21 protein-coding genes are annotated in these 22356 nt (G+C 70.9%); 9 read left to right on the top strand and 12 right to left on the bottom strand.

Translation table 11 applies throughout. The features are described from left to right. Positions 1–234: transposase (locus AB0J16_RS39695; RefSeq protein ID WP_358543950.1), on the top strand; the 234-nt coding region annotated here is incomplete at its 5' end. A gap of 51 nt (positions 235–285) precedes the next feature. On the opposite strand, the gene AB0J16_RS39690 is transcribed toward AB0J16_RS39695, so the two are convergent. The 4 genes from AB0J16_RS39690 to AB0J16_RS39675 form a co-directional block, all read right to left on the bottom strand. Continuing rightward, positions 286–1827: an FAD-dependent monooxygenase gene (locus tag AB0J16_RS39690; protein ID WP_358549783.1), complete on the bottom strand. Its 1542-nt coding sequence runs from the start codon at positions 1825–1827 to the stop codon at positions 286–288. A 290-nt stretch (positions 1828–2117) separates the two neighbouring features. Then, positions 2118–3272 carry an erythromycin esterase family protein gene (locus tag AB0J16_RS39685; RefSeq protein ID WP_358549781.1) on the bottom strand — a complete coding sequence of 385 codons (1155 nt, stop codon included), beginning with the start codon at positions 3270–3272 and terminating at the stop codon, positions 2118–2120. A 66-nt stretch (positions 3273–3338) separates the two neighbouring features. Next, positions 3339–3734 carry a DUF3224 domain-containing protein gene (locus tag AB0J16_RS39680; RefSeq protein WP_358549779.1) on the bottom strand — a complete coding sequence of 132 codons (396 nt, stop codon included), beginning with the start codon at positions 3732–3734 and terminating at the stop codon, positions 3339–3341. Then, positions 3731–4408: a CatB-related O-acetyltransferase gene (locus AB0J16_RS39675; RefSeq protein WP_358549777.1), complete on the bottom strand. Its 678-nt coding sequence runs from the start codon at positions 4406–4408 to the stop codon at positions 3731–3733. Before AB0J16_RS39675 ends, AB0J16_RS39680 begins: the two co-directional genes overlap by 4 nt. Before the next feature lie 187 nt (positions 4409–4595). Here AB0J16_RS39675 and AB0J16_RS39670 point away from each other — a divergent pair, with 187 nt between their 5' ends. After that, on the top strand, positions 4596–5231 hold the full coding sequence (locus tag AB0J16_RS39670) for a TetR/AcrR family transcriptional regulator (protein ID WP_358549775.1): 636 nt from the start codon (positions 4596–4598) through the stop codon (positions 5229–5231). A 92-nt stretch (positions 5232–5323) separates the two neighbouring features. On the opposite strand, the gene AB0J16_RS39665 is transcribed toward AB0J16_RS39670, so the two are convergent. Then, on the bottom strand, positions 5324–5929 hold the full coding sequence (locus AB0J16_RS39665) for a TetR family transcriptional regulator (RefSeq protein ID WP_358549773.1): 606 nt from the start codon (positions 5927–5929) through the stop codon (positions 5324–5326). Between the two features lie 110 nt (positions 5930–6039). Between AB0J16_RS39665 and AB0J16_RS39660 the strand changes: the two genes are divergently transcribed. Next, positions 6040–6996 carry an aldo/keto reductase gene (locus AB0J16_RS39660; RefSeq protein ID WP_358549771.1) on the top strand — a complete coding sequence of 319 codons (957 nt, stop codon included), beginning with the start codon at positions 6040–6042 and terminating at the stop codon, positions 6994–6996. A 40-nt stretch (positions 6997–7036) separates the two neighbouring features. On the opposite strand, the gene AB0J16_RS39655 is transcribed toward AB0J16_RS39660, so the two are convergent. Together AB0J16_RS39655 and AB0J16_RS39650 are read right to left on the bottom strand one after the other, a co-directional pair. Further along, on the bottom strand, positions 7037–8221 hold the full coding sequence (locus tag AB0J16_RS39655; RefSeq protein WP_358549769.1) for a serine hydrolase domain-containing protein: 1185 nt from the start codon (positions 8219–8221) through the stop codon (positions 7037–7039). 2 nt (positions 8222–8223) lie between these two features. After that, positions 8224–9411, bottom strand: a complete 1188-nt coding sequence (locus AB0J16_RS39650) for a cytochrome P450 (RefSeq protein WP_358549767.1) — start codon at positions 9409–9411, stop codon at positions 8224–8226. 223 nt (positions 9412–9634) lie between these two features. On the opposite strand from AB0J16_RS39650, the gene AB0J16_RS39645 reads away from it, so the two are divergent. Then, complete coding sequence (locus tag AB0J16_RS39645; RefSeq protein ID WP_358549765.1) at positions 9635–10363, top strand: helix-turn-helix domain-containing protein; 729 nt, start codon at positions 9635–9637, stop codon at positions 10361–10363. Between the two features lie 10 nt (positions 10364–10373). On the opposite strand, the gene AB0J16_RS39640 is transcribed toward AB0J16_RS39645, so the two are convergent. Beyond that, a complete protein-coding gene (locus AB0J16_RS39640) occupies positions 10374–10967 on the bottom strand; it encodes a helix-turn-helix transcriptional regulator (protein WP_358549763.1) in 594 nt (197 codons plus the stop codon). Between the two features lie 30 nt (positions 10968–10997). Further along, a complete protein-coding gene (locus AB0J16_RS39635; protein WP_358549761.1) occupies positions 10998–11969 on the bottom strand; it encodes a transcriptional regulator in 972 nt (323 codons plus the stop codon). A 60-nt stretch (positions 11970–12029) separates the two neighbouring features. Between AB0J16_RS39635 and AB0J16_RS39630 the strand changes: the two genes are divergently transcribed. Beyond that, entirely contained in the window at positions 12030–13220 is a 1191-nt protein-coding gene (locus AB0J16_RS39630; protein ID WP_358549759.1) for an MFS transporter, read from the top strand. Here the strand turns inward: AB0J16_RS39630 and AB0J16_RS39625 are convergent. Then, positions 13150–14328 carry an acyltransferase gene (locus AB0J16_RS39625; RefSeq protein WP_358549757.1) on the bottom strand — a complete coding sequence of 393 codons (1179 nt, stop codon included), beginning with the start codon at positions 14326–14328 and terminating at the stop codon, positions 13150–13152. The genes AB0J16_RS39630 and AB0J16_RS39625 overlap by 71 nt on opposite strands. 130 nt (positions 14329–14458) lie before the next feature. Here AB0J16_RS39625 and AB0J16_RS39620 point away from each other — a divergent pair, with 130 nt between their 5' ends. From AB0J16_RS39620 to AB0J16_RS39610, 3 genes are read left to right on the top strand one after another with little or no spacing between them, the layout of a single operon-like run. After that, positions 14459–15079 (top strand): class I SAM-dependent methyltransferase, encoded by a 621-nt coding sequence (locus AB0J16_RS39620; protein WP_358549755.1) that lies wholly within the window; start codon positions 14459–14461, stop codon positions 15077–15079. 54 nt (positions 15080–15133) lie between these two features. Then, the gene (locus AB0J16_RS39615) at positions 15134–15694 is read left to right on the top strand and encodes a sigma-70 family RNA polymerase sigma factor (RefSeq protein WP_358549753.1); all 561 of its coding nucleotides are present in this window, start codon (positions 15134–15136) and stop codon (positions 15692–15694) included. 12 nt (positions 15695–15706) lie between these two features. Then, a complete protein-coding gene (locus AB0J16_RS39610) occupies positions 15707–16894 on the top strand; it encodes a CU044_5270 family protein (RefSeq protein ID WP_358549751.1) in 1188 nt (395 codons plus the stop codon). A 52-nt stretch (positions 16895–16946) separates the two neighbouring features. On the opposite strand, the gene AB0J16_RS39605 is transcribed toward AB0J16_RS39610, so the two are convergent. Then, on the bottom strand, positions 16947–19871 hold the full coding sequence (locus tag AB0J16_RS39605) for a poly(A) polymerase (protein ID WP_358549789.1): 2925 nt from the start codon (positions 19869–19871) through the stop codon (positions 16947–16949). After that, entirely contained in the window at positions 19871–21664 is a 1794-nt protein-coding gene (locus tag AB0J16_RS39600; protein ID WP_358549749.1) for an RNA ligase family protein, read from the bottom strand. The genes AB0J16_RS39605 and AB0J16_RS39600 overlap by 1 nt, the downstream gene beginning before the upstream one ends. A 145-nt stretch (positions 21665–21809) precedes the next feature. Here AB0J16_RS39600 and AB0J16_RS39595 point away from each other — a divergent pair, with 145 nt between their 5' ends. After that, positions 21810–22355: a dihydrofolate reductase family protein gene (locus tag AB0J16_RS39595; RefSeq protein WP_358549747.1), complete on the top strand. Its 546-nt coding sequence runs from the start codon at positions 21810–21812 to the stop codon at positions 22353–22355. The last annotated feature ends 1 nt before the right edge of the window (position 22356 follow it).

The raw sequence follows: 22356 nt of genomic DNA, 5'->3' as shown, positions 1-22356 counted from the left end.
GGAGCATTCATCGGCTACAAGGCGGCCCGGGCCGGGATCGCCGTCATCCACGTCGACCCGGCCTTCACCTCCCAGCAATGCTCCTCATGCGGGCACGTGGACCGCAAGAACCGGCTCGATCAAGCCTGTTTCTCGTGTACGTCGTGCGGCTTCGCTGAGCACGCCGACGTCAACGCAGCCCGCAACATCGCCGCACGCGGTGAGACGGGCTGGGCAGTGAGTCACGCTGCCTGACGCGGACCAGACCGTCGAAGCCATCGACGGCGAGGAGCTGCAAGCTCGGTCTTACGGCCGAGAAGCTGACGGTGTGCCGAACCATACGGAGAGTGCTTCTCGCAGGGTGGGTGTGGCGGTGTCGGTGGGTTCGTCGATGGTGGCGGCCCAGGCCATGTGGGCGTCGGGGCGGATCAGCAGGGCGTCGGCGAATCTCTGGTCGGTTTTGGCGGTGTGGATGTCGACGCGCTGCCCCCAACCTTCGGCGGCCTCACGGAGGTCTGAGCGGTCGGCGAGGTCCAGGAGGATGGGCCGGGCGGGGTGCATGAGCTCGGCGAGGCTGATCATGCCCTGGTCGGTGTGCAGGGTGAGGTTGGGGGCGAAGGTGCCGGCCAGCGGGTGGGGGCGGGCGCCGGGCATCGGGTAGCGGATGTCAGAGCCGGCGACCAGCGCTCCCATGCGGCGCAGCGGCTGTTCGTCGGTGAGCAACTCCTGGAAGACCTCCCGCAGTGCTTCGGCGGCCGGGTCGTACCCGCGTCGTAGTGCGACCTGGGCTCGGGTGTGCAGCATGGTACGGGCGCCGGCCAGGTGGCGTTCGGCGTGGTAGGTGTCCAGCAGCCCGGCCGGGGCGCGGCCGTGGATGTCGGCGGCCAGCTTCCAGGCCAAGTTGACCGCGTCGAGCATGCCGGCGTTGAGTGCCACCCCGGTGGCCGGGAACAGGTGCGCCGCGTCACCGGCCAGCAGGATCCGCCCGGCCCGGTAGCGGTCGGCCTGCCGAGCCTTGAAGGTGAAGCGCGACAGCCGGAGCGCCTCTCCCACGGGCAGCTCCCCGCCGAGCACGCGGCGGATGCTGTCTTGCAGTTCGGCCACCGTCATCGGTACGTCGTCGTCGTATTCGGTGCTTTCGTCCTCGATGGTGTAGAGCGAGACGATCTGAGAGCCGGGTGAGGAGCCGAGGCCGAACAGGCCATGGTCGGTCCGGGTGAAACCCGCGTGGATCGTGCCGGAGCCGGGAACGTCGAGATCGCCGTTGCCGAGCACGGTCACCGTGTCGGGCAGGGTGACCTGGGCCAGCCGGTTGACCTCCGGATAGACGGTGCCGGGAAAGCCGATGCCGGCCTGGTCGCGGACCCGGCTGCGCGCGCCGTCACACCCCACGAGGTAGCGGGCGTTGATCCGGTAGGGTCCGTCCGGGCCCCGTACGTCCACGGTCACCGCGGCCTCGTCCTGGCTCGCCGCGGTCACCTCGTGTCCGCGGCGGACGTCGACATCGAGTTCGCCGGCGCGTTCGTCCAGGAGCCGTTCAAGCAGTTGCTGCGGCAGTGGCAGGGCGTGCAGCGGGGGATCGGTCAGCTGGGTGAAGTCCAGGTGCACCCCGCCGAACGGGAAGCGGGGCGCCGGGACAGGGTCGGTGCAGGCGGCTTCGAAGCGTTCCAGCAAGCCTCGATAGCGCAGCAGTTCCAGGATCTGCCCGCCCAGACCACCGGCCTTCGGGGTGTCCCGGCGCTGTGCCTTCCGTTCCAGCACCAGCGGCCGCACCCCGGCCAAACGCAGTTCGGCGGCCAGCATCAGGCCGGTCGGGCCGGCACCCACAATGATCACGTCGGCGTCCATCACTGGCCAATCCTCCTGCGGGCTTTCTTCGTGGGTTCTGGCTTCGGCTGACAACTCTGCGGCACGACCAGGGTCTTGCCGTGGGCCGGCGATCTCCTGGACGAAGGGGTGGGCGTGCTGCTTCATATCGATGGCCTTTCCATGGCGTCGTTCGCTTCCAGGCCGCTTCTCAACGTGCGACATCGTCGGCCACGGTGGAGGTCGGGGTGCTGAGGACGGCGTCGAATGCGTCGAGGACGGGGGTGTGCAGGTAGGCGCTCTGGATCCGGTAGCGGTCGGGGCCGGAAGTCTCACGAGGCGCCTGGCGGAGGTCGGCGATGCTGAGCCCCCAGTCCGGCGTCGGTGAAGGCGGCCTCGATGCTGCCCGGCTCGGGTGGCTGTAGCGGGGTGTCGTCGATGGTGAAGCCGAAGCGCGCGTTCTCGTCGGGGCGCATGTCGGCGGTGCGTCCGGTGATGCTGGTCAGGGCGAGGGCGAGGTAGTCATCGCCGAGGGAGTTGCGCAGGTGCTGTCCCATCGGCAGCCCGGTGAGGTGGCCGTTGAAGGAGACCGGCGTCTTCTGGATGTGGGCGTTGTGGGCGGCCAGCACGATGCGGGTGCCGGGTTCGGAGCGCTCCAGGTGCCACAGGACCGACCCGGCCATGTAGACGTCGCGGGCCGAGGTGTCGGCGGTCCACCCGGTGCCGGCGAACAGGCCGGCCATGGCGCGGAAACCGTAGTCGGCGTGGCAGGCGGCTTCCAGGCGACGCAGAGCGATGTCGTAGCTGTGCTGGTCGCCACGGGCGACATACAGCGCTTCGACGGCTCGCAACCGGATGAGCAGGCGCATCAGGATCGCGCTGAGAGCGTCCTGCTCGGCGGCGGCCAGGCGGGTCCAGGCCGGAGCGGCCGAAGCCGCAGAGGCACCGGCGAACGCTCCGGCGATCCGCATCGCCTGCTCGATCATCGGCAGGGTGTCGGGGTCGATTTCGCGCAGGTAGTCGGCGACCGGGGCCAGGGCGGGCAGCAGGGAGCCGCCGGCCGCCGGGATGTCGATGCCGGCGAAACGTACCGGCGCCGTGGCTGTGGCGTTGTGCCGGCGCATCCAGCGCAGCGGCTCATCGACTCCCACGGGGATGGCCGCGGCGAGGTGGGTCGCCAGGTCGTCGTCCGTGCCCTGGCCTTGGGCCCAGGCGTCCAGGGGGAAGCCTTCGCTGAAGCCGTACTCGAAGGCCAGGACGGTGAAACCGCAGCGTTCGGCCAGGAATCGCAGGATGCGCCGGCGCAGGAGCGAGAACTCGGTGATGAAGTGGGAGTTCTCGCCGAGCGCCACGACGCGCGCGTCGCCGATGAGGTCGCGTAGCGGCTCCAGGTCATCGAGCGGCGCCTCAGGGTCGAGGTGGGTGAGCGGGGCGGCATGGCCGCGAAGCCAGCCGGCGAACGGGTTGGGATGGGACGAAGCAGGCATGCTGATAGCTCGATTCCGAAGTGCTGAAGTGAGACAAAGTCATGGCCGCTCATGAGCCGAGTGATCTCACAACGTGTAGACCAGCGTGAGCACCTGGAACTCGCGCTCCATCGCCCGACCGGCGATCCCGGCGAGTTCTCCCGTTCCCGAGTTCGGGAGGATGCTTCCTTCGCTGCTCTGCTCGGCTCCGTCGGCCAGCCCCCAGTGCTGGATGACGAAGGTGCCCTGGCGGCCGTCGAGGGTGCCCGCGATGCGCTCCGAGGCGACATAGCCACCGCCGGCACCGCCCTGGGCGGTGAGCACCTCGGCGACACCCGTTCCTTCGATCACGCCCTGGTAGCGCTTCCGGATCGTGACCCGGGTCAGCTTGGGCCCCTCAGCGTGCTCGTCGTACACGATCTCGTCGAACTCGACGATCTCGAACTCCGCCTTGACGGCGTGTTCTACCTGCGGGTCACTCATGATGGCTCGATTCCCACGTGCTGACGCATCGGCGCCGGAGCGGGTGCCGTCTTCTCCAGGTCGTCGATGCTGCCGGACATGATCGTGCGGATGTGGTCGGTGATGTGCTGGAGCGGCCAGTCCCACCAGGCCACCGCCAAAAGGCGGCTGATGTGGGCGTCGCTGTGGCGGCGGCGGATCAGCTTGGCGGGGTTGCCGCCGACGATGCCGTAGTCGGGGACGTCCTCGACCACGACGGAACCGGAGGCGACGATCGCCCCGTGGCCGATGCGGACGCCGGGCATCACCAGGGACCGGTAGCCGAGCCACACGTCGTGGCCGACCACAGTGTCACCCCGTCCGGGAAGGCCGGTGATGAGGTCGAAGTGCTCGGCCCAGGAACCGCCCATGATCGGAAAAGGGAACGTCGAAAGGCCGTCCATGCGGTGGTTGGCGCCGTTCATGATGAACCGCACCCCCTCGGCCAGCGCGCAGAACTTCCCGATGACCAGCTTTTCCGGCCCATAGTGGTACAGCACGTTGCGAGTCTCGAACGCGGTCGGATCATCCGGGTCGTCGTAATAGGAGAACTCCCCGATCTCGATCAGCGGCGAGGTGACCAGCGGCTTCAGCAGCACCACCCGCGGCTGGTCGGGCATGGGGTGCACCACGGTCGGGTCGGCGGGAATGGACATCACAAATCATTTTCTTTCCGAAGAAGTAGCGGTGGAGTTGGAGAACGTCAGGCCTCAGGGCACATCCCTCGTAGTCCTCGGGCCCGGCCGCCCCTATCGGTACGGAACGCACCGTGCCGATAGGATGATGTCCATTCAGGGCCTGTGATGTCAAGTACGGACCGTTCCGTACCGATAAGGTGGCGGCATGACCGATACTCCCCACCGTCGCGGTGCCGACCGGACCGAGGCCATCATGCGGACCACGCTGGAGCTCGGCCAGGAGATCGGCTACGCCAAACTGAGCATTGAGGCGGTCGCCGCCCGTGCGGGCGCGAGCAAGCAGACCATCTACCGCCGATGGTCATCCAAGGGAGCCATGCTGCTCGACTCGCTGTTGTCGCTGAACAAGTCCGGCCTGGACTATCCCGACACCGGCGACATCGCCGCAGACCTGCGTGCCCAGATCTACGCGGCCGTCGATCTGCTGGCCAGGCCACCCTTCGGCCCCTTGCTCAAGGCCCTGATCGGCGAGGCCCAGCACGATCCCCAGGTCGCCGCCACGCTCAACGAGCGCCTCATCACCCCGCAGGCGGACAAGACCGTCGCCCGGCTGAAGGCGGCCCGCGACCAGGGCCAGCTGTCACCCGACTTCGACCTCGACCTGGCGATGGCGATCCTGTCCGGCCCGCTGTACTTCCAGCTCCTGATCACTCAGGAAGAACTGACCTATGAGTACGTCGACCGGATCCTCGACGCCCTGTTCACCGGGATGGGCCCCCCGCCACGTACGCGGGCATCTCGCGTCGGGCCGCCAAGCTCGTCGGCCCCACCCGTTTCATAGGCAAATGCCGATGCCGACCGCCGCGCGGAACCAACCCGATGGACCGTCACGGAGATCGAGACGGCCGCGTGACGAAAAACCCGGAGACCGCTCTAGCTTGGGGCGCTGCCCGGCCGCGGGGCCGGTGGGAAGAGGGTCTGGACGGCGCGGACGACGGCGGCGCGGCGGGCGGCGAGGGAGGGGTCGGCGGCGGCCCGCTGGGCGAGAGCGGCGAGTTCGGGCTGGCCGATCCAGGCGGATGCGAGCTGGGTGATCAGGGACATCACGTCGACCGGATCCCAGACGGGGTCGAGGTCGCCGGCCTGCTGGGCGCGGCGGATCTTCTCGATCTTGCCGAGGATTGCCCGGCCGTAGGGGTCGGGTGTGCCGTCGGCGGGCTCGGCGCCCAGTTCCAGGCGTCCCCAGCTGATGAACCGGTAGCGGTCGGGATGGGCGTTGAAGTAGTCGAACAACTGCCCGGCGTAGGCGGGCAGGTCGGCCGGGTCCATGTGGATGGCCTCGGCGGCTACCGCCAGCTCCTGTGCCGCCACGTACCCGTAGAGCTCCTCCTTGCTGCGGAAGTACGCATAAACGCGTTCCTTGCTGCTGCGGGCGGCTTTGGCGATCCGGTCGACCCGCGCGCCGGCGATCCCGTGCCGGGCGAACTCGGCCTGGGCGGCGGCGACGATGCGGTCGCGGGTGGAGTCGGTACTCGCCATGCGTTTCACCTTAGTGAACCGAACCGTTCGGTTTGACCTGGTGGGTGTGCGGAGTAGTGTGAGCGGGTCAATACCAAACGGTTTGGTTTTGCCTTGTGGAGGGATCCGCTATGCAGCAGCGCACTCTGGGCCGCCAAGGTCTGGTCACCTCGGCCATCGGTTACGGCGCGATGGGCATCTCCTTCGCCTACGGACCCGGCGACGACGCCGAAGGGGTCGCGGCGATCCAGCGCGCCTACGAGCTGGGCGTCACCCATTTCGACACCGCCGAGCTCTACGGCTGGGGCGCCAACGAGAAGCTCGTCGGCAAGGTCGTCGCGCCGTTCCGGGACGACATCACGATCGCGACGAAGTTCGGCTTCACCCGCGAGTACGGCACCGACTCCCGCCCCGAGCACATCCGCGAGGTGCTCGACAACAGCCTGCGCCATCTCGGCGTCGACCACGTCGACGTGCTCTACCAGCACCGCGTCGACCCCCAGGTGCCGATCGAGGACGTCGCCGGGACCGTGAAGGAGCTCATCGAGGCGGGCAAGGTGAAGTACTTCGGCCTGTCGGAGGCGGGCCCGCAGACTCTGCGCAAGGCCCACGCCGTACAGCCGGTGTCGGTCCTGCAGACCGAGTACTCGCTGTTCGAGCGCGAGGTGGAGCAGCTGTTCGCAGTTCTGCGGGAGCTCGGCATCGGGTTCGTGGCCTACTCCCCGCTGGGCCGCGGCTTCCTCACCGGCACCGCCCAGCCCGCCGGGAGCTACGACGCCACCGACATGCGCAACAACGACCCGCGCTGGCAGCCCGGCAACTTCGAGAAGAACCTGGAGGCCGTACGGCAGCTGACCGAGCTGGCCGCCTCCAAGGACGCGACCGTCGCTCAGCTGGCGCTGGCCTGGATCCTCGCCCAGGGCGCGGACATCGTGCCGATCCCCGGCACTCGCAGTCCTCAGCGTGTGGCGGAGAACACCGCCGCCGCCGACCTCACCCTGACCAGCGTCGATCTGGACACCATCGCCCAGATCCTGCCGAGTGGCGGCTTCGGCGCCCGCTACGCCCACCTGCCCGTCTGGGTCTGACCACCACCTCGCTCAGGACGTCAACGCCTCGTGAAGCCGCTCAGGCCGGATCGGCTGGGCAGAACTCCGACTGAAGCACGTCGGTGAGCGTGCCGATCGGGTTGTTCCAGTCGCCGTTCACGTTGCTCACCACCATGCGCCTGCCGTCGCGGCTGCCCATCGCGTACGAATACGAGCCGCTGATGGCGCCCCCGACACCCCACACCGTCACGCCGCACGACAGCTTCTGCGAGAAGACGCCGAGCCCGTACGTGGTGTTGGGGATCCATCCGCCCCCTGTCGAGACGGTGGTGAACATCTCCCGCCGCTCGGCGGGCGCGAGAAGCCGGCCACGCAGCAGCGCGCTGACGAACCGGTCGAGATCTCTGACCGTCGACACCATGCCGCCGGCCGCCCAGCCCGTGGACGCGTTCATCTCGGTCACGTCGTAGATCTTGGCGTCGGGGCCGGTGACGAACAGCGTCGAGTAGTGCCGCGCGTGTGGCCCGCGGATCACCGTGTCGTCGCCCGGCAAGTACGTCCCGGTCAGAGCCAGCGGGCGGACGATCCGCCGCGAGATCTCGCCGGCCAGCGTCCGGCCGGTCACCCGTTCAATGATCATCCCGGCGAGGATGTAGTTGGTGTTGGAGTACCCGAAGCCCTGGCCCGGCCCGAAGTAGGGCGGATGGGACATGGCGATCTTCACGAGTTGTTCCGGGCGGTACTTCTCGTAGCGGTGCTTGAAGAACTCCGGACCGACGAATTTGGCGAACGCTTCCTCGTCATTGCCGTAGTTGAAGATCCCGCTGGAGTGGTTGAGCAGCTGTCTGATGGTGATCTCGGCGCCGTCGTTGCCGTTGCCTTTCACCACCCCGGGCAGCCACTTCTCGACCGTGTCGTCGAGGCTCAGCCGGTGTTCGGCCGAGAGCTGCAGGATCACCGTCGCCGTGAACGCCTTGCTGGCGCTCCCGATGCGGAACCGCTCCTGCGGCAGGCGCTTTCGACCGGTTCGGGTATCGGCCACCCCCGCCGAGCCGAACCAGGACCGGCGGCCGTCACGGACCTCGGCGAGGATGCCGGGAAGACCGCCTTCGGTCACGGCCCGGTCGAGCGCACGCTGGACCTCGGCATGGCCGGGGGCGATGGCCGCCGAGGACGTCTCGGGGGCCGCCATGACGCTCGCCGCCACCGTCGCCATGCCGACGATCACGCGGGCCGTGCGGGTGAGCGAGAAGATCTTTTCCATCGTCACACCTCGTCCCAGGTGACCGGTAGCCGGTGCACGCCGTACACATCGGAGTGGGCGCGCAGCGGCACGTCCTCCGGCGGGATGGCCAGGCGCAGCGTCGGGAAGCGCGTGACCAGCGCCGGGAAGGCGACCCGCATCTCGACGCGGGCCAGTTGCTGACCGAGGCACTGGTGGATGCCGTGGCCGAAGGAGACGTGCCCGCCGACGTTCCGGCGCAGGTCGAGAGTGTCGGGGTCGGCGAACTTCGCCGGGTCGCGGTTGGCGGCCTGGACCGAGACGGCGATCGTGTCACCCGCCTTGATCAGATGACCGTCCAGCTCGACGTCCTCCAGCGCCGTCCGTACCCCGGTGTGGACGATGCTCAGGTAGCGCAGGAGTTCCTCGACGGCCTGGTCGGTCATGCCCGGGTCGGCGCGCAGGGCGGCCAGCTGGCCGGGGTGGGACAGCAGGGCGAAGGTGCCCAGGGCGAGCATGTTGGCGGTGGTGTCGAGACCGGCGCCCAGCAGCAGCGCCCCGATGTTGGCGAGCTCCTCATCGGTGAGGTCGCCGGTGGTCAGGTCGCTGAGCAGGTCGTCGGTGGGTTCGGCGCGCTTGGCGAGTACGAGCTCGCGCAGGGTCTCCTGCAGCGCGGCCAAGGCGCCGTAGCGCTCTTCCAGCGTGGTGTCGTTGTCGTTCACCGTCGCCGCGTGACGCTGGAAGGACTCGCGACCGGCGGAGGGGACGCCGAGCAGCTCGCAGATCATCAGCGCGGGGATGGGTTGCGCGTACGCCGTCACCAGGTCCACCGGCGGGCCGTGCCGTTCCATGGCGTCCAGGAGCTCAGCGGTGATCTGCTCGACGCGCTCGGTGAGCAGGCGCATCCGGCGGACGGTGAACTTCGCCGTGAGCAGGCCGCGGTAACGGGTGTGCTCGGGCGCGTCCATCCCGATGAACATCCCGGGCGGTGCGGGCGGGGGCTGGTCCATGGCGGGCGCTCCGGGCACCGGGGAGCGCAAGAGCTCGTGCCGTGAGCTGAAGCGGGGATCGGCCATCACCGCGCGGACCAGGGCGTGGCCGGTGACCAGCCAGCCCATGTGCCCGTCGGGGAAGGCCAGCCGACTCAGCGGCCGCCGCCGCGCCAGCTCCTCGGGCGGGTCGAAGGGACAGCCTGCGGGACGCGTCATGGAAAGCCCTGCCAGGTCGGTCATCTTTGCTCCTTCAAGTCGCGATAGTACGTCTTCAGAACACGCCAAAAGCTACGTTGCATTTAAGAAAGTGTCAATATATGCGGCCTGGCATTTAGCCGTTTACGCTGGTAAAGGGCGGCAAGAATTGCAATGACTCTGCGCCTGAATGCAACTACCAAGTTGCAATGGAGTGGAGGCGAACGCAATAATGTCCAGCGGATCGAGCCGCAGGAGGCGAAGACAGGTGCCAGGAGGCAGGCTGACCAACCAGGACCGTCGGCAGATCGCCGCGGGACTGGCCGATGGGCTCACCTACGCCGAGATCGCCAGGAGCCTCGGCCGGCCGACGTCGACCATCACGCGGGAGGTCATGCGCAACGGCGGGTCGGACGGCTACCGGGCCGATCAGGCGCATCAGGCGACCGAAGGGCGCGCGCGCCGGCGCCGGACCCCCTCGGCGCCGGCCCCGCCCGCCGCCACCGCCGCATACGGGCGTGACCCCGAAGCGGTGCACGACTTCACCGAACGCGTCACGGCGCTGCTGGCCCAGCAGGGACTCCCACGAATGATCGCCAGAGTGCTGAGCTGCCTGTACGTCACCGACAGCGGCAGCCTCACCGCCGCCGAGCTGGTCCAGCGGCTACGGGTCAGCCCGGCGTCGATCTCCATGGCCGTCGCTTACCTCGAGGAGCAGGGGCTGATCAGGCGCGAGCGCGACGCCCGGCGGCGGCGTGAGCGCTACATCATCGACGACGACGTCTGGTACCAGGCGTTCCTGATGAGCGCGCAGAGAAACCTCATGCTGGCCAACACCGCCTTGGAGGGAGCCGAGATCCTGGGCGCCACCACACCCGCAGGCGCCCGGTCGGAGTACGTGGGCCAGTTCCTCAAGCACACGAGCGAGGACATGGTTCAGTTGGCCGAGCACTGGCGCAAGACGCTCGCGGCGAAGCGCCGCGCCGCGAGCACCTGACGCGGTCCGTTCACTTCCCGGTGGGCTGGGCGCGGACGTGGAGGCGTTCGCCCTGCGGGCCGAAGAGCGACAGCAGCTCGACCGGCTCGGGGCCGGCGTTGCCGAACCAGTGCGGGATACGCGTGTCGAACTCGGCCACTTCGCCGGGCGTCAGGATCACGTCGTGCTCGCCGAGGACCAGGCGCAGCCGCCCGGCCAGGACGTAGAGCCATTCATAGCCCTCGTGTACGCGGGGATCGGGCTCGGTGCCGGGCCAGTTCGGCGGCATGACCTGCTTGAAGGCCTGAAGCCCGCCGGGCCGGCGGGTGAGCGGGATGAAGGTGGAGCCGAAGCGCTGGAACGAGCGCAGCTGCACGCGCGGGTCCCCGGTGGGCGGCGCGTCGACGAGCTCGTCCAGTGTCACCTGATGGGCGCGCGCCAGGGGCAGCAACAGCTCCAGGGTCGGCCGGCGCTGCCCGGACTCCAGCCGCGACAACGTGCTGATCGAGATGCCGGTCGACTCCGACAGCTCGGTCAGGGTGGCTCCGCGCTGCTGGCGCAGGGCCCGCAGCCGTGGCCCGACGGCGTGCAGAACGTCGTCCAGAACCGGCCCGTCATCGTCCATGAAACCCACTTTGCCACAACGGCAAACACCTCAGCCGCCTGACTGCGCGCTCACCAGCATCTGCCCGGCATCCGTACGGTCGTAGAACACCGACCGCCCGGCCCGCCGGCGCCGTACCAGCCGCGAGTCGAGCAGGACCTTGAGATGGCGGCCCACCGAGCCCAGGCCCTGACCGGTCAGCGCGACGAGCTGGGTCGTGCTCTTCGGGGTGTCGAGCAGCATCAGGACGTTGGCCCGCGCGGGCCCGAGCAGCCTGCCCAGCGCCTCGGGCACCGGCGCGCCCCCGGCTTCGGCCAGCGCTCCGGAACACGGGTACACCACCGCGTGCCGGTGCGCCGTGTCCCACGAGATCCAGGTCTGGCTCGGGGTGACGGGGACGAACATCAGCCGCGCCCCCAACAGCTCGCGCGGCGGGTAGTCGTAGGTGTTGATCTGCAGCCGGTTCTCGCCCAGCCAGCGCATCCCGGGGCGCATGTCGTCGAGGGTCGCCGCCCAGCCGCCCTGGCTCAGCCGCGCGGTGCGGGCGATGACGTCGGCCTCGATGACCCGCCGGCGGCGCGGCCAGTAGGGGAGCACGGTTTGCCTCCACACCCACTCCAGCACGTCGGCGGTGCGTTGCGGCAGGTCGGCGCGGTGGAGCCGGGCGGGCAGGGGACCGCCGAGCGACACGGTCAGGTCCGCGCGGGCGGCCTCGGGCGGTGTGTCGCGGATGCGTGCGAGCTCCTGCTCGAAGACGGGCTCGGCGTCGTCGGAGGGCGTGGGGGTGAGGAAGTCGGCGTTCCAGCTGCGGCCCAGGGCGGCCCGGATGAGCAGCGCGGTGATCGGGTCACTGGCCTGCCGGGCGCGGTAGGCGGGCAGGTGGGCGTCGAGCCACGCGCGCTCACCCGGATGCGCGGCCGTGCCCCGCTCCAGGGTCTTCAGGCTCGCGATGGCCTCGGCCAGGGGCGAGACGACGAACCGGCTGCCCGCGAGCGTGTCCGCGTTGACCTGCCACCAGCCCATGGTTTCGCCCCCCTGCGAAACATTAACGCCTCGCCGGGGGAGCCCCCGACACTTTCCGCCATGCGCACCTATCGCGATCTTTTCCGGACGCCGGAGTTCACGCCGCTGTTCCTGACCGCCGCCATGCAGGTGGCCGGCAAAACGGTGAGCGGGCTGGCCCTGGGAACGCTGGTCTACTCGGCGACCGGCTCGCCGCTGCTGTCGGCTCTGGCCATGTTCGGGCCGGCCCTGGTTCAGGTGATCGGGGCGGTCACGCTGCTGTCGGCGGCCGACCGGTTACCGCCGCGGGCCGCGCTGACGGGTCTGGCGCTGGTCTTCGCCCTCGTCACCGCCGCGCAGGCCGTTCCGGGGCTGTCGGTGTGGGCCGTCTTCGCGCTGCTGCTGGGGCAGGGGTTGATCGCCTCGCTGGGCGGGGGAGTGCGCTACGGACTGCTCAACGAGATCCTCACGCGGGAGGGGTACCTGCTCGGCCGCTCGATGTTCAACATGGCCGACGGCGCCGTGCAGATCTGCGGGTACGCGCTCGGCGGCGTGCTCGTGGCCGTCCTGTCGCCGCGCGGCGCGCTCCTGACCGGCGCGGCCCTGTACCTGGTCGCGGCGGCCGTGGCCCGCTTCGGCCTCAGCCGCCGGCCGCCGCGGGCCGCCGGACGGCCGTCGATCACCGACACCTGGCGGGACAACGCCCGGCTGTGGTCGGCCAAGCCGCGCCGTTACGTCTACCTCGCCATGTGGGTGCCCAACGGGTTGATCGTCGGCTGCGAGTCCCTTTTCGTGCCGTACGCGCCCGAGCAGGCGGGACTCCTGTTCGCCTGTGCCGCGCTCGGCATGCTGGCCGGTGACATCGTGGCCGGCCGGTTCGTGCCGCCGCTGTGGAGGGAGCGGCTGCGGGTGCCGCTGTGCCTGCTGCTCGCCCTGCCGTACCTGATCTTCGTCCTGCGCCCGGCGCTGCCCGTCGCGGTGGCGGCGATCGTGCTCGCCTCGGCGGGGTACGCCGCGAGCCTGCTGCTCCAGGAGCGCCTGATGGCGCTGACTCCGGAGGAGCTGAGCGGGCACGCCCTGGGGCTGCACTCCTCGGGGATGGTCACCATGCAGGGCGTGAGTGCCGCGCTCGCGGGTGCCGTCGCGCAGCTGACCTCGCCCGCGACGGCGATAACGGTGCTGGCGGCGGCCTCGGTCGCGGTCACCCTGACGTTGGCCCCCGGCCTGCGGCACCCACGTGACGCCGCCGCCCGGGAAAGCGTCCACGCCTGACCTCAGGCGGTCCCTGCTCGTACGTACGGGCCACGCCCCAGCACACCAGCAACGCCACCCCGAACACCGGCAGCCAGCCCAGCCGGGCCAGCACCCAGCCGAAGCCGTCCGGAGCGGTGTGCAGACCAGGCAGCGCGTCGCTCACGAACAGCCCGGCCACGGTGACCGTGATCAGCGCGGTCTGGTGCCACAGGAAGATCGTCATCGCCGACATGTTCACCAGCGCCACCGCCGCCCAGGCGGCCGGGCGGCGCAGCGCCCGCCGCAGCGGGCCTCGGAGAAGCAGGGCCGCGCCGCACTGGGCGAGGCCGAAGCAGACGGCCGCCAGGGAGGGCGGGTCGAGGTTGGAGACCGGGGCGCCGGGCACCCCGACCATGGCGGCCGGATACCCCGCCCACAGGACGAGCCCGGCCGCGGTGGCCGCGCCGCCGAGCAGCAGCGCCCAGCCCATCCCACGGCCGCTCAGGTCGCCCCGGGCCCAGGCCGCGCCGAGGCAGTACGGCACCAGCCACCCGGCCACCACGTTGACCCAGCCGAGCCAGGCCGGCCCGTCCAGGCAGTAGAGGATCAGGTCGCCGAGCAGGACGGCGGCGAGCGGCCACAGCGGATGCAGCCGGGCCACCAGCGGGGTCAGCGCCGTCAGCGCCGCGAACACCAGCAGGAACCACATCGGCGACAGCACCAGCTTGACCAGCACGCGCACGGTGTCCAGGGCCACCCCGGAGGCCAGCAGCGCGCCCGCGACCACGGCCCACACCACCAGCACGGCCACGACCGGCCGGAACAGCCGGGCCATCCGCCCGCCGAGCCACCGCCCGTACGTGCTGCCGCGAGCGCGGGCGCTCGTGTAACCCTTCGCCCCGACCTGTCCACCCACCAGGAAGAACACCGCCAGGGTCTGGAACACCCAGGAGACGGGGGTGAGCTCGGGCAGGTGCTTGAGCGGGCTGGCGACGCGCACCGTACCGTCGCCGACGACCACGGCGGTCACCAGCCAGTGGCCGAGCACCACCCCGAGGATCGCCAGGGCGCGCAGCGCGTCGACGCCCCGGTCGCGGCCGGCCGGCGTGGACGCCTCGATCCGCTGGATGAGCTGGGAGGATGCCATGACGGCGAAGCTACGGATCGCCCCTTGTGGTCGGCTTCCCCCTGGGGAGTGCACCCTTGGCGTAGCTCCGAAGTAGCAAGTGGGTCAGTCCTCGGCCGGCCCGCCGACTCCGGCTCATAGCCTGACCGGCATGAGCGAGGAAACCGATCTGGTCCAGCGCGGCTACGACGCGCTGTCCTACCACTACCGGGGCGACGAGGACGACGACGGCCCGTACGCGCCGTGGCTCGAAGAGCTCCATTCCCGGCTGCCGCCACGGGCCCGCGTGCTGGATCTCGGCTGCGGCTGCGGGGTTCCCGTCGCCCGCTCGCTGGCCGCGGCCGGGCACGACGTGACGGGCGTCGACCTCAGTGACGTCCAGATCGAGCGGGCCCGGCGTCTCGTGCCCGCCGCCACCTTCGTCCGGGGCGACGCCACGGCCCTCGACCTGCCGGACGCCTCCTTCGACGCGGTCGTGTGCCTGTACGCCCTCATCCACATGCCGCTGGAGCGCCAGCCCGCCCTCATCGGACGCGTCGCCGCCTGGCTGCGGCCCTCGGGCCTGCTCCTGGTCACCACCGGCTGGGAGTCCTGGACCGGTACCGAGGACGGCTGGCTCGGCGGCGCCACGACGATGTGGTGGAGCCACGCGGATGCGGCCACCTACCGGACCTGGCTGCGGGAAGCTGGGCTGGAGGTCACCTCGGAGGCGTTCGTCCCGGAAGGGGACAGCGGGCACGCCGTGTTCTGGGCCCGCAAACCGGCCGGCTGACAAGATTCCGGGCGGGGTGCGGTAATCCGGGAGCGGCCGGAGGGACTACTGGGTGTGGACGATCCTCAAGAACGATTCACCGACCTCTACGACCGGCACTACCGGAGCGTGCTCGGCTACGCGCTGCTGCGCGCCGAGCGTGACGCGGCCGAGGACGTCTCCAGTGAGACGTTCCTCGTCGCCTGGCGGCGGCTGGACGACCTGCCCGAGCCGCCGCTGCCGTGGCTGCTCGGCGTGGCGCGCAACCTGCTGGCCAAGCAGCGCGACTCCCGCCACCGCCGGCAGGCTCTGGTCGACCGGATCACGGCGCTGACCACCTCGCGCGACCATGTCGGCTGGGACGTGGCCGACCACGTCATCGACAGGGAGGGCGCGCTGGCCGCGCTGTCGGCCCTGCCGGAGCAGGACGTGGAGGCGATGGTGTTCGCCACCTGGTACGGCCTGCCGCCCGAGCAGGCGGCCGCCGTCATGGGCTGTTCGGTCCGGACGTACAACGTGCGGCTCCATCGCGCGCGCAAACGGCTCGCCACCGCGCTGCGCCTGGAGCCGGGCGGCACGCGCCCACGTTCAACGCCGACGGCCGGTGGCCGGTTCCAAGAGCACCCAGAAACCTGATCGGAGAATGATATGACCGACCGTTTGTTCGCCCAGCTCAAGCCGATGGAGCTGGACGAGATGACAGAAGAGGCCCACCGGCGGCGCCGCGCGGCCGACCTGGCCGCCGCCTTCCGGACGCCCCGCTCCGCGCACCCGTCCCGACGCCGGATCCGGGCTCCGTTCCTGCTGGTCGCGGGCACGGCCGCGGCCGGAGTGGCCGCGGCAGCCGTGATCGTCGTGACCGGCTCAAGCACCGCGCTCCCGATCGCCACCACGTCTCCCACCACAGCGTCCACCGCGCGGACCGCGATCGCGGTCGAGCCGGTGGACGCCCGCACGTTCCTGCTCGCGGCGGCCGCGACCGCGGTGCGCGAGCCGGCCACCTCCGGCCGCTACTGGTACGTCCGCGAGCGCACCTTCGCGAAGGTGCACGTCGTGCCGGGCGACTACATGACCCAGATCAAGGCCCTGCTGGCAGAGCAGCAGCGAAAGGAGAAAGAGCTCAAGGACAAGCCGGACGAGCTCGCCGCCCTGCGCAAGGAGATCACCGGGAAGATCACCGAGCTCAAGCAATCCGAGCTGCCGTACCTGGCGTTCACCACCGACACACAGGACACCTGGCGCGCGATGAAGCCGGGCGCGGCCAGTCGCTTCGTACGAGACCCGGACGTGAGCGTCACCTTCGGCACCCCGCAGGACGAGGCCGACTGGAAGGCCGCCGGCTCACCCGCCCTGACGGAGAAGAGGCCCCCCACTCGCGACGACAGCAGCGAGCGGATCCTGTCGATCGACAACCCGACTCTGACGATCCAGAACATCGCGCGGCTGCCCACCGACGAGAACGCGTTGCGGCACCGCCTGGACGCCCTGTTCAAGCAGAGCCCCAACAGCGCCCGGCTCGACAGAGGCGGCTACTTGTGGCAGACGGGCGTGGACCTGATGACCGCGCCGATCACGCCCGGCACCCGCTCCGCCCTGTTCAAGGTGCTGGCCGGCCAGGACGGCATCACCTCGCGGGGCCGGGTCACCGACGCGGTGGGGCGCACCGGGGTCGCCCTCTCGACGGCGGGGGACGACGGGGTGGAGTTCCGGATGATCATCAATGAGGACACCGCCGAGCTGCTGCAGTACGAGGTCGTGGAGAAGGGACAGCCGCTCTTGCGGGTGGCGCTGGAGCGGATGGGCTGGGCCGACCGCCTGGGAGACGTCCCGGCCTGACGCGCGAGTGTCGAGGCCCGCACGGGGGCAGATGCGGGCCTCTGACTGCTTGTCAGCTCAGAGTCGGTACGGCGCCGCCCTCGACCCGTTCGACCGTGACGCCGGACATGTGCCTGGCCCATCGGCCGGTGATCTCGCTGAGCCGCGCGGCCTGCGGAGGCGTGTGGCCCAGGCCGATCGCGTAGCGGGCCTGTCGGGGGCCGCGCTCGAACGGGCGCGGCCAGGCGTGTACGTCCGGCATCCCGGCCTCTTCCAGCCAGGTCAGCAAGTCCAGCATGCGTCCTCTGACGCGGCCGAGCGCCGTGTCAAGCTCCTCGGGGCGACCGGGGCGTACGGTCAGCACCGCCCAGGCCGCGTGACGGCGGTGGAGCGGCGGCAGGGCGGGCAACTCCGTGGACCGGCCGCTCTCCGTGAGCTCCCATGCCTGGTAGAGCTCCCGGGTGAGCAGGTCCAGGCCGCCGGAGGTGACGTGGCCGGCGCAGTTGCGTACGGGAGCGCTGGGCGTCATCACCGCCATCACGGGCGTCACGGTCGTCGTGGCTGGGATGAGGGTGACCGGTACGTGCCAGTCCCAGGCGGCCCACGTGCTGAAGAAGTGGCGTAGGAGATCGGTGTCGGATCCGTCCGCGGCATCGAGGACGGTGCGGGCGGCCAGCACCGCCCAAGCCAGACCGGGCAAACCGCCGAACGGGGCCGCGTCCAGGCCCTTCGCCCGAGCCCACGCCTTCACCCGGCGGGCGAGGCGGGCGAAACGCTCGTGTGCGGGGCCCACCGCGGCGCGGATCGCGTCCGCATCGCTGACGGCGCTCAGGGCGATGGCCGCCGCCTCGCCCAGTTCGGTGCGGCGGGACACGAGCTGCGCCGGAGGGAGCTGGCCGGTCGCCACCACGGTCAGGTCGACGTCCAGGCTGGACACTCGCATGCGCAGGCCCGGCACCCGTGCGCCGACCACCTGCCGCAGCCGGACGGCCTCAGGTAGCGCCGCCCGCACCCGCGCCGCCACGTCCATACCGGACGCTTCCAGGTTTGGGAGTGCCGCCACCAGGTCCAAGTCGGCTGCGGGGAGCGCGCAGCCCATACGTCGGGAGCCCGCCACGTGCACGATCCCGGGGCGCAGCGCCTCCGCCAGTCGGCGAGTCACGCGATCGGCCAGGTCGTCCAGACCCGGAACAGGCTCGGCGTCGAGCGCGGACGGGGCGGCGGTGGGCTCGGGTACGAGTAGGGGCGCGGCAGCGGCGGGTCCGGGGTCAGGAGGCTCGGGCGAGGTGGATTCAGGTACCAGCGCGGGCGCGGCGGCAGTGCGCTCGGGGACGGTGGGTTCTGGGAGCCAGCGGAGTTCGCCCGTACCCAGGGTGATCACCGCGCGCGGGCGCATGGGTTCGTCCCCGCGCCGCGACAGCAGCACCACGGCCCCGACGCGGGCGGTCATCGCGTCGAGCCGGATGCCCGCATGGTTGGGCGCCTTCACGCGGCCCAGGGTCAGGTGCGGCGTGAAGCCCTCCGCGCGGCCCACGCAGCGGGGGAAGCGCTGGTGGAGAACCTGGCGCAGGCGGGCCCACGGAGCGGGATCGGCCGCGGCCGGGTCGAGCCAGACGGTCGTGTCCTGGCGGTGCTGGAAGGAGCGGATCCCCTCCAGCCGTACCGCGAACGGCTGGACCTCAGCGGCCGCCGCGGCCAGCAGCGGCGCCGCCGCGTCGAAGGCCGACTCCGGCACGAACCCGAAGAGCAGGTTGACGTGCGGCGGCCACCGGTTCACCTGCGGATCGTGCGTCCGGCGGACCGCCTGGATGGGTGCCCACAGCTCCTCCGGCGGAATCCAGGCCACCGCCGTTCGCGCGGTCGGCGCCATGTCCAGCACCCCGGCGGGCGCACTGCCCGTGACGTCGAGGACGGCCTCCACCCCGTAGTGGTCGGAGACGTACAGCCCACCGGGATCGGGGCTGTCTCCGCGCAGGACGGCCGCGACGGTCCGGGGGCCGCCGCGCACCAGTACGCGGTCCAGCCGGGCGGCCCGCCCGGACAGCGAGGACAGCGCCGCCAGCGGGTTGGCGCGCGGGTCGAAGGTGGGCGTGTGGTCGCCGGGCCCGTACGCCTCCGTCCAGACGTCGCGCAGCCCGAGCATCGACGCGGGGACGTCCGTGCCGTCATTGAAGTCGCCCATCAGGACCAGGTCACCCTCGACCCCCGCCAGTCCTTCGGCGATCAGGGCGAGTTCGGCCCGCCGCCGTGCCGCGCCGTCGGCGGTGTGGTCGCTGGTCAGATGGGTGGTGGCGACGACGAGCGGGCCGGCTGCGGTCTCGGTCGCGAGGGCGGCGACGGCCTTGTGCGGGCCGAGCCGGTGCCAGGCAGCCTCCCCGACGGGCAACCGGCTGAGCAGCAGCAGCCCGCTGTCGGCGACGTCCTCGCCGCCCGGATCGGTGCCGATGGTGTAGCGGGCCCGCACCCACGGGGCGGCCAGCAGGAGCGACAGCAGCGCGGGCTCGACCTCCTGCAGCGCGATGACGTCGGCGTCGGCCGCTTCCAGGGCCGCCAGCAGCATGGGACGACGCCGCGCGGTGTCGATGCGGTCGCTGTCGTAGCGGTCCCACAGGGTGTTCCAGGTCAGGACGCGCACGGCCGCACCTGTGGACGCCCGCGCCGCTTCCTGCCCCGTGCTGGGCCGCCAGCCGGCGGCCGGGTCCCAGGCGTGCGGGGTTCTGGCGCTGAAGACGGGCGCGCGCAGGCGGCGCGGGGCGCGTACCCGGCCCGCGTCGCAGGCGTCGATCCGGTCCAGTCCGGTGGCGCGGTCCCAGATCAGCTCGCCGTCCGCCTCGACGAACAGCACCCGGTGCCACGGAACGTCGCCGCCGGGCACGAAGGTGGGCAGGGGGATGCGCTTGGGGGCGGCGTCCCGCTGGCCGACGCCGAGCACGAAACGCGAGGGGTCGAAGCGGGGGTCCCAACGGACCCGGTGGTAGATCTCCTCGCTGGTACGCATCACGCCTCTTCCTCCTCCAAGGCGCCGTCCACGTCTTCGACGGTCCCGGACGCGCCGACGTACCAGGTGTGATGGGCCTGACCGGGGTACGGCGGGACGTATCGGCGCACCTGATCGTCCAGCACGTGCGGCGGCACCGGATGGGCGCGGCGGGCGTTGCGCCGGTGCAGTTCGTCCGCCTCCACCAGCGCGACCACGTGCGTCGTCAGCGCGGCGCGGCGGCGCGCCACGGTGTGGACCAGGGAACGCTGGTGCTGATTGAGCGAGGTGGCGTCCCATACCACGGTGCCACCGGCCGCCAGGGCGGCGTCGAGGCGGACCAGTCCCTCGCCGAGCACTTCGCGGTTGGCCCGCTGGTTCGCCCGCGAGCCTCTGGCGGCACGCAGATCGTCCAGCGACAGGAACACAGTCCCGTCGACCTCCCGCAGACCGGTCACTTCTGGCAGACCGGCCATCTCCCGCAATGCGGCCGTCTTCGTCAGACCGGCCGCGAACGTGCTCTTGCCACTGCCTGACGGTCCGACCAGATGTACCAGCCGGGGGAATCGCCCCGACCGCCACCGCCAGGTCGCCGCCACGGCCTCCTCAACCGTGGCGACCTTTCCCCTGGCCCAGGCGTCGCGCGCCTCCGCCCAGCAGCGCTCGGCCGCCTCCCCGCCGAGGTCGGCCAATGCCTCGCGCAGACCGGCCCGCAACGGCTCCAGCGGATCGGGCCCGAGCAGCCCGGCGTCCTCGGCGTACAGGGCCGACCATTCGACCTGCTCACGCTCCTGGTCAGCCTCATCGTCCACGCGCGCCGCCGCCACGGCGTGCAGCACGCCCAGGTCGGCGGCCAACGCCATACGCCCCAGCCCGGCTCGCCTCTCCTCATCCGGGTACGGCCGGCCCAGCGCGCCGTGCAGCCCGCTCAGATCCGCGACCCGCCGCGCCAGCCGCATGCCCAGCGGCCTGGCCAGCCGGGCCGCCAAACGCGCTCGCGGTACGGAGTGCAGCGCCGTGGCCAGCAGGCCCGCCAGCCGGGCGTCCCCGCGCCGGCCGATCGCGTCCAGCCGAGCCGACACCTCGGCCACCGCCTCCGGGGCGATGTGCCCTGCTTCGGCTGGGGCGAGGTCCACCGCGGCCAGCAGGGCGTTCACCTCGCAGTCCGCGCCCGAGCGCACCGACCACAGCGCCGCCCTCGGGCCAAGAGTGTTCGGCACGACGGTCGCGTGCATCCAGTGCGTACCGGTCTGGACGTGCCCCCGGCGCACCCACTTGGCCACCCGCCCCGCGAACTCCGCCCGCCCGAATCCCTCGACGGCCCGCACCACGTAGCCCTCTTGCCGCTCCGGGTTCAGCCGCAGCCCCTGCAGCGCCCGCTCGTCGAAGACACCGCGCCACAGCACCGGCGGGACCGGAATCCCCAGGCCGCGCAGGAAGGCGACCGTGCGGTCCCAGTCCAGGCAGCGATCGTCGTCCCAGACCGAGAAGCCGTAGAACCAGCTGTCCAGCTCCTGGTAGGCGATGGAGTGCCGGGCGTACATGTTCTCCCCGCACACCCGCCACCCCGCCGGGATCCGGCCACCGATGCGCCCTTGCAGAGCCTTGACCCACGCTCGGGAGGGATGGTGGGCCGAGTCCAGTGACCGGGCGTGCATCCCGTCCGTATAGAGGGTGGTGTTCTCGCCGTCGAGCTTCTCCGTGACCACGACCTCGCGCCCGCGCAGCCCGGACAGATCTCCCGCGCGGACGTCGTCCGGCGTCACCCCGGGCGACCAGGGCAGGTGAGGGGTGCGCGGATAGTGCACGCGCATGATCCCTCCCCCTTCCGGCTGAGGTCACAGTACAAGCGGCAAGAAAACGCCTCCATCGAATAAACGCCCACCGACCATTGCAGAATTCTTGACAACTATATTTTTCGGTGGGAGGCTGAGGACACCGCAGACAAGGAGCACAGCGATGAGAAAGATCGTGGCGGGCCTGTTCATCTCCCTGGACGGCGTCGTGGAGTCCCCCGAGAAGTGGCACTTTCCCTACTTCAACGATGAGATGGGGGAGATCGTCGGCTCGCAGATGGAACAGGCCGACGTCATGCTGCTCGGACGGCGGACCTACCAGGAGTTCGCCGCCCACTGGCCGCAGCAGGACCCGGCCGACAACCCGTTCGCCGACCGCATGAACAACACCCCCAAATACGTCGTGACCAACACCCTCGACACCGCCGAGTGGCAGAACACGACGATCATCAAGGGTGACGTCGTGGCCGGTCTGACCAAGCTCAAGGAGCGGCCCGGCAAGGACATCGGCATCACCGGCAGCGCCGCCCTGGTCCGGTCGCTGCTGGCCGACGGCCTGCTCGACGAGCTGCGCCTGCTGGTCCACCCGATCGTGGTCGGCTCCGGCAAGCGCCTGTTCGAGGAGGGCACCGGGCAGATCCCGCTCCAGCTGGCCGACTCCCGGACGCTCAGCACCGGCGTCCTCTCCCTCACCTACGGCAGGGCGTGAC

Source organism: Nonomuraea sp. NPDC049750, assembly GCF_040659625.1.
Lineage (GTDB): Bacteria > Actinomycetota > Actinomycetes > Streptosporangiales > Streptosporangiaceae > Nonomuraea.
The sequence above is the reverse complement of the archived record's forward strand: the minus strand, read 5'-3'. Positions and strand labels throughout refer to the sequence as shown.

Coding starts and splice junctions, on each gene's coding strand:
- AB0J16_RS39655 (WP_358549769.1), bottom strand. CDS start 8,221: ATGGAAAAGATCTTCTCGCTCACCCGCACGGCCCGCGTGATCGTCGGC.
- AB0J16_RS39600 (WP_358549749.1), bottom strand. CDS start 21,664: ATGCGCGTGCACTATCCGCGCACCCCTCACCTGCCCTGGTCGCCCGGG.
- AB0J16_RS39595 (WP_358549747.1), top strand. CDS start 21,810: ATGAGAAAGATCGTGGCGGGCCTGTTCATCTCCCTGGACGGCGTCGTG.
- AB0J16_RS39620 (WP_358549755.1), top strand. CDS start 14,459: ATGAGCGAGGAAACCGATCTGGTCCAGCGCGGCTACGACGCGCTGTCC.
- AB0J16_RS39625 (WP_358549757.1), bottom strand. CDS start 14,328: ATGGCATCCTCCCAGCTCATCCAGCGGATCGAGGCGTCCACGCCGGCC.
- AB0J16_RS39660 (WP_358549771.1), top strand. CDS start 6,040: ATGCAGCAGCGCACTCTGGGCCGCCAAGGTCTGGTCACCTCGGCCATC.
- AB0J16_RS39680 (WP_358549779.1), bottom strand. CDS start 3,734: ATGAGTGACCCGCAGGTAGAACACGCCGTCAAGGCGGAGTTCGAGATC.
- AB0J16_RS39665 (WP_358549773.1), bottom strand. CDS start 5,929: ATGGCGAGTACCGACTCCACCCGCGACCGCATCGTCGCCGCCGCCCAG.
- AB0J16_RS39685 (WP_358549781.1), bottom strand. CDS start 3,272: ATGCCTGCTTCGTCCCATCCCAACCCGTTCGCCGGCTGGCTTCGCGGC.
- AB0J16_RS39650 (WP_358549767.1), bottom strand. CDS start 9,411: ATGACCGACCTGGCAGGGCTTTCCATGACGCGTCCCGCAGGCTGTCCC.
- AB0J16_RS39605 (WP_358549789.1), bottom strand. CDS start 19,871: ATGCGTACCAGCGAGGAGATCTACCACCGGGTCCGTTGGGACCCCCGC.
- AB0J16_RS39630 (WP_358549759.1), top strand. CDS start 12,030: ATGCGCACCTATCGCGATCTTTTCCGGACGCCGGAGTTCACGCCGCTG.
- AB0J16_RS39610 (WP_358549751.1), top strand. CDS start 15,707: ATGACCGACCGTTTGTTCGCCCAGCTCAAGCCGATGGAGCTGGACGAG.
- AB0J16_RS39640 (WP_358549763.1), bottom strand. CDS start 10,967: ATGGACGATGACGGGCCGGTTCTGGACGACGTTCTGCACGCCGTCGGG.
- AB0J16_RS39690 (WP_358549783.1), bottom strand. CDS start 1,827: ATGGACGCCGACGTGATCATTGTGGGTGCCGGCCCGACCGGCCTGATG.
- AB0J16_RS39670 (WP_358549775.1), top strand. CDS start 4,596: ATGACCGATACTCCCCACCGTCGCGGTGCCGACCGGACCGAGGCCATC.
- AB0J16_RS39675 (WP_358549777.1), bottom strand. CDS start 4,408: ATGTCCATTCCCGCCGACCCGACCGTGGTGCACCCCATGCCCGACCAG.
- AB0J16_RS39635 (WP_358549761.1), bottom strand. CDS start 11,969: ATGGGCTGGTGGCAGGTCAACGCGGACACGCTCGCGGGCAGCCGGTTC.